This is a genomic window from Nitrobacter winogradskyi (assembly GCF_006539545.1).
Taxonomy (GTDB): domain Bacteria; phylum Pseudomonadota; class Alphaproteobacteria; order Rhizobiales; family Xanthobacteraceae; genus Nitrobacter; species Nitrobacter winogradskyi_A.
On the sequence record NZ_BJNF01000129.1, the window covers coordinates 1 to 6,427 of the forward strand.

General features: G+C 57.4%; 3 protein-coding genes. 1 reads left to right on the plus strand and 2 read right to left on the minus strand.

Translation table 11 applies throughout. The annotated features are described in order from the left end of the window. Window positions 1–315: 315 nt before the first annotated feature. A complete protein-coding gene (locus NWI01_RS18260) occupies window positions 316–1,455 on the minus strand; it encodes a PepSY-associated TM helix domain-containing protein (RefSeq protein WP_141385362.1) in 1,140 nt (379 codons plus the stop codon). A 7-nt stretch (window positions 1,456–1,462) separates the two neighbouring features. Beyond that, window positions 1,463–3,769, minus strand: coding sequence for a TonB-dependent receptor (locus tag NWI01_RS18265; protein ID WP_141385363.1), 2,307 nt, complete (start codon window positions 3,767–3,769; stop codon window positions 1,463–1,465). A gap of 902 nt (window positions 3,770–4,671) precedes the next feature. Between NWI01_RS18265 and NWI01_RS18270 the strand changes: the two genes are divergently transcribed. Further along, on the plus strand, window positions 4,672–6,330 hold the full coding sequence (locus tag NWI01_RS18270; protein ID WP_141385364.1) for a ParB/RepB/Spo0J family partition protein: 1,659 nt from the start codon (window positions 4,672–4,674) through the stop codon (window positions 6,328–6,330). Window positions 6,331–6,427: the final 97 nt, after the last annotated feature.

Sequence of the window (6,427 nt, forward strand, 5' to 3'; positions counted from 1 at the left end):
TGACCTAGAATAGCTCCATTCACCCGTCTACTGGGGCTTTATCCACCCTGTCATCAATACGGGATTAAGCGGTGAATGTCAGATTCGCCACAAGCATTTCCTCGGGAGATGGGCCGGCCCTTTAATCCAGTAAAAAACTGCAACTATTACCGGCACAGCGAGCGTCAGCCAAGAGATCGCGTCCCAAAGACCATTGCCAAGAAGAGCGAACGCTAGCCCTGCTGTGGTGACCGCTGCTATGAGGACAGGCGCACGAAAAACTTCCCAAACCGTTCTATGGACAACTTTTCGCCGAGCGATGTGGATTTGAGGCATTCAATACTCACGCTTCGGATCAACTATCCGAGATATGCTACGAGACTCACGGTCGATCACGAGGGATCGCTTTTTAATTGCCCATAGGTAAAGGCCGCTCAACAGGATGATAATCGTAATAATATCGAAAAGCGCCCAGATGATTTTTAGAGGCAACTCCCCATAGTCGCCAAAATGAAGCGGACGTGAAACCTGCAATACCTTGAGATACCAAGGAACCTGCGGCGCAATCATGCTTGACGTGTCGTTCGCATCGACCAGCACGGGTTCACGCATCCGAGCCATGAACGGCGTGCTACCCTTAGTCCCCACGATAAGGTGTTGCGGGCTTCCGAAGCGGCCAGAAGTTGGCATGATGATCTGCGTGACGATCCGGTCAGGGAATTTCTCTCGCACATTATCAACGACTGCTTGAATGGACGGAATCTGCGCAACCGGTTTGCCTACATGGGGAGCAAGCAGCGTTGGCAAGTACTGAGCACGCCAGAGGTCGGACAACGGAACCGCAAGTGTATTGATTGTGCCCGTCAGCCCGACAACCAGCGCCCAGACTACGGTCACGATACCCAGAAGATTGTGCCTGTCCAGCCACTTCACACGGGAGAATGCGGAGCGAATTGAGCCGAAATCCATCCGCCTCATGAACGGCCAGTAAACGACAATGCCGGACACAATCGAAACTACGAAAACAAGACCCATCACGCCGAGAAAAAGCTCGCCAGGCAGACCGGCGAACATATCCTTGTGAATACGTAATATGATGTTCATGACGTCCAAATGCGGCACCTCCTCTCCCAGTACTTCAACGGTCCGCGCATCGAACGTCGTGCGTTTGAACATGCCCGGGAGTGGAACTGCAGTGGGCGACGTGGCAACGCTCACCACCGGTTCAGTCTGACCTGGCTGTATAAAAAGGATGAATTGGCCGGGGTATAGTTTTTGGGTAGCCTCAACCACACGATCCAACGATGCCCGGGGGGTATTCGCTGCCATCATGGGCGCGGAAATTTCCTCCTCGAATAGTTCATCAATCTCATGATGAAAGATCAGCGGTAGTCCGGTCACGCATAGCATCAGCAAAAACAACATGCTGACAAGCGATGTCCACGTGTGGATGCGGGACCATATTTTGATCGTCATTTGCGCATCAGAAGTTAAACGTGGTCGACACTAAGTAGGTCCGGGGAGCCGCAAGCGTGATAACCCCGCTAAACGCCGACGCCCAGTAAGCCTGGTTTGCGACGTTTTCGACCATGGCCCGCACAACAATCGGCTTTCCGTTCCAGGGCGAAACAAAGGTGTATCGCGCCCCCAGATCGACCCGCGTCCAGTCGGGTATGGTCAGCGTGTTTGTGACGTTCACGTATTGCGCGCCCGTATAGATGACCCTGCCCATCATGGTGAGACCGCGTACGAAGGGCGTATCCCATTCCGCACCGATATTCGCAGTGATCACAGGAACGCCGACTGCTTTCTTTCCGTCGTTGACCCCGCCCTGGGTCCTTTCCTGCACACCGTCGATCAACGCGGCGCCGCCGAGAACGCGGACGGCGGGAGTGATCTCTCCGAATACATTGAACTCCATGCCTCGGTTACGCTGCCGGCCATTGAGTTCCTGAGTCTGATTCCCGAGTCCACCGAGAGTGATGATGCTCCGTTGGCTAATATCGAAATAGCTCAACGTTGCCGTGAGGCGGCCCGCGTCGAACTTTATGCCGCCCTCGGCTTGCTGGGTTGGAGTTGGCGGGAATACGGTCCCGGTATTCGTAAAATTTCCGGCCACCACGACGGGTGTCTGCAGACCTTCGATATAGTTCGCATAAAGCGAGATACGTTCCACCGGCTTGACAACGATTGCATAGGCCGGACTCCACACTGATGAGCTAGTCTCCGGCCGACTCGAAGCGGGCGCCAGGAAATTCGTCACCTCCGTGCTGGCGGTCTGGTGACGAGCGCCGACCGTGAACTGCACCCGATCGTTCAGTATCGACATGGTATCGGATAGGCCGACGCTCGACAGCCTCACGCCGGTCCTCTGGCTGAGAGCTATTCCATTGAAGTTGGCGGGCGCCGGTATATTGGTCGGTTCGGTGTAGAGGTTCCAGGCAATTATGCTCGCTCCGCGAAGGTTCTGGTCGTAGCCCCGGTCGTTGACCGAGTAGTTGATATTCATCGCATGATGGATAAAACCGGTATCGACGTTCGCCCGAATGCCCGTCGTGCCCGCGAAGGTCTCGAACGTCTCCTTGCCACGACCCGGTAGCCCTGCGAGGGCCCCCGTCGCGCCATTGGTGATGGTGGGCGACGGATAGAGGTAGTTGATATTGCTGTCGTGATAACCGAACACCGCATAGGCGGTCATCCAGTCGGTTAAATCGACCTCTCCTTGTGCAGTCGTGAAGAAGTCCGTCGGCGCGTAGTAGGCCCACGGAACCTGGAAGTTGAGGCCAGGTTTCGGCGGCTGAGGAATGGACGTCGTCGCGCCAAGCCCGAAGAATCGCAGAGGCGGCCTCAGATTATCCGCCTGATAGCCGACATCGAAAGCCGCGCGCACCCTTTCGCCCCGATAATCAACGCCGAGGACGACGTTTCCAAACTCGTCCGTCTGCCGATTCCACGGCGTATTACCGTTCGAGTAAGTGCTGTTCAGCCTGACGCCCCACTCTTTGTGTTCACCATACCGCCGGCCGAGATCGACATTTGCTCCGAACTGCGATTGAGAAACATAAGTCCCTGTTATTCGCGTGATGTCGACGTCGGGCGCATGTTTGGTGATCAGATTGATGCTGCCGCCGATCGCCCCGCCGCTGGTAACGCCGGTGCCGCCGGTCGTCATGCCATTGAGCAGTGCACTCGGTCCTTTGAGAACCTCGACACGCTCAACGAAGTTGGCCCTGGTGGAATAGTACGGTGCGATTCCGTAAAGTCCGTTTAGGCCGTAATCGCCACTGTCATAGAAGAAGCCGCGGATAAAAAGACCATCGGCGCCGCCGCCGGCCGGTTGAACAGCCCTGACTGAAGGATCGTTAGCAAGCACATCGCGAATCGTCCGCGCTTGCTGATTCTCTATGAGTTCAGCAGTATAGCTGGTCTGATTGAACGGCGTGTCCATCACACTGCGGTTGCCGAGCAATCCAAGGCTTGCGCCTGTTGCAACCTGGCCACCGGCATATACAGGCGGCACGGTGCCCACCGTACCGGTTGAAGGCACTACGTAAGGAACAGGCGCCGCCTCGCGCGGCGCCGGCGCAGCGACCTGTCTACGAACGGGACTGGCCGTTCGGGTTCGTGACCTATGGACCGACTGTCGTGTTTTCGGCTCGGGTGCGACGACAGTCACAGGCGGCAGATTCGATTGTGCTAATATAGGTTGAATGTCGCCTGACGAATTGAGGGAGAGTGTAAAGTAACTTATCGCAGTTAAGCACCCGGCTTTTGTCCATCCACTTTGCATTCTCGAACCTCGAATTTTCCGGATAGTTCGTAAGTTCGATGTTTAATGGGGCCATCCCAAATGGCCATAGAAATGCCGTTAGAACATGTCTAACGAGGATAAAGTCGGCGACATATGGGTGGATTGTTTTGCTAGATCGGGAAAGTATAGCGTCACGAATACAAATGCGGCGGGGGTTTCAAAAGTGATTCCCCACTACTGCGCATGAACTAACGTACGACGTAAATCCGTTCCGCGCTCTCGATGACATTTCCGGTCCCGAGCTAGGGCGTGCTTCATTTATACGGAGGCGCATCCTGCGTTTGCGATGTAGTTTGCGCATTCGGAGGACGAGACGATTTGGAGGAGGTCGACGAGCCTTCGCCATGTTGCCTCGACGGTTGTGTCCACTATAGCACCATGCGCCGCTGATCGGGTAGCGATCCTCACGTCATCTATATGAGGCTGTCCGCACCATAGTGCGCCGGGCTCTATTCCGGCGGCTCCTTTGCCGCCGCCTCCACCGAACCCGCCAGTGCGGTTTCGGCCCATCCGGGTGACGATCCCTGACAGGAAATAATACGGCAGCATCCGATCTCGGCCGCCACTTTGTCTTGCGCACGCATCCGCGCGCTGGACCCCTTTTCGAGCTTACACCGACGAGCAGGGCTTACCCAATAGCGCCAGTTCCTCCGGCCCGCTCCATTCGACTGCGCCGCCAAGCGCCGCAGTCTCCCGCGTTGTCGGAACCAAGCCGCCGCAAGCGACGATGGCGCTTTGGAGCCCCGCTCTTTCGGTCCGCCGCCCATGACCCGCCTCCCGGCGGGTTTTTCATGGTCGCTCGGCGCGGGCCAAGGGTTCAGGCGCGGCTTTTCCTTTTTGAGAAGCTTCGCCGGATCAACCCTTAGAAGAAAGCGACCATCATGAAACTCGACCATTTGCCTCTTGAACAACTGAACCTCTCAGGCCTCAACGTCCGCAAGAAAAATGCGGACAATGTTGACGACCTCCTGCCCTCGATCCGGAGACTGGGCATCCTGCAGCCCCTTCTTGTCCGTCCCAACTGCGAAGGATTCGAAATCGTCGCAGGGCAGCGCCGCTTCTGCGCCGCGTCCATTCTGGCGGAGGATGGCGTCACAGGCCCCATCCCCGTCATCATCATGGAGGACGGCGACGATGCAACGGCCATCGAAGCATCCCTTGTCGAAAATATCGCCCGCCTTCCCATGGACGAGATCGACCAATTTAAGGCGTTCGAAGCCCTGCGCGGCGAAGGTTTGTCCGTAGAGGAAATCGCGGCGCGGTTCGGCGTCACCGAGCGGCTGGTACAACAGCGTCTTGCCATCGCAGCCATCATCGACCCTATCCTGAATGCCTACCGCCGCGAGGGGATCAACGCCGATACCTTGCGCATCCTCACCATGGCGACACCGCGCCAGCAAAAGGCATGGTGGAAATTGTTTAGGAGCGAGGATGAATACGCGCCGACAGGCCGCTCGTTGAAGAACTGGCTGTTCGGCGGAGCGCATGTTCCGATGGGAAATGCCCTGTTCGACGTGACGGAATACAAGGGTATTATCATATCCGACCTGTTCGGGGACGAGCGGTATTTCGCGGATGCGCAGGCGTTTTGGCAAATGCAGGATACTGCCATCGCCGCGAAGCGGGACGCTTATCTCGGCAAGGGATGGGCCGAAATCGTCGTTCTGGACAGGGGCGAACGCTTCGCCGCATGGGAGCATGAAAAAACGCCCAAATCGAAGGGCGGCAAGGTCTTCGTGTCCGTCACGCATGACGGCGAGGCCACGTTTCATGAAGGTTATCTTTCGGTGAAGGAGGCGCGCAAGCACAAGGCCGCAGCAGGGCAACGCGGCGAGGAAGGCAGCAAGATCGTCCGCGCCGAGCGCACCGCGGCCATGGACAACTACCTCGGCCTGCAACGACACGCAGCCGTGCGCGTGGAATTGCTCTCGCACCCCGCCATGGCGTTGCGCCTTACCGTGGCCCATATGATCGCGGGTTCAGCCTTGTGGCAGGTCAAGCCGGAAGGACAACGCGCCAGTACGCCCGAGATCAGGGCGGAGGTAGCGGCATCCAAAGCCCAAGCCGCATTCGGGGAGGAACGCAAGGCCGTGCTTGCCCTTCTCGGCATCGAGGATGGCGGCCCGCTGGTCGATCAGTCCTTCGGCTCTCCGCGTTCGTTCGGTGAACTCTTTGCTGCGCTCATGAAGATGGATGACGCTGCGATCCTGCGTATCCTGGCCTATGCCATGGCGGAAACGCTGGAAGCGCACCACGGCATCGTCGATACGCTCGGCGAACTGCTCTCAACCGACATGCGGAACTGGTGGACGCCGGACGAAGCCTTCTTCGGCCTCCTGCGCAACAAACCCGCCATCAATGCGATGGTGCGCGAACTCGCCGGAGACGCGGCGGCAGACGCTAATATATCGGCCACTGCCAAAATACAGAAGAAGATCGTTATGGATTACCTGAACGGGACACGCGAAGCGAAGGTCAAAGACTGGCTTCCCCGCTACATGGCATTCCCGGCGCAAGACTATACCGACCGCGCGGTATAGTTACCGCTCAGGGCCGCGCCGCCGTCTTCGCGGCGCGGCTGCTTCTTGATGCATTAGGTCATCGACTCAATAAACCGCAACCAGATTCGGATTGAGA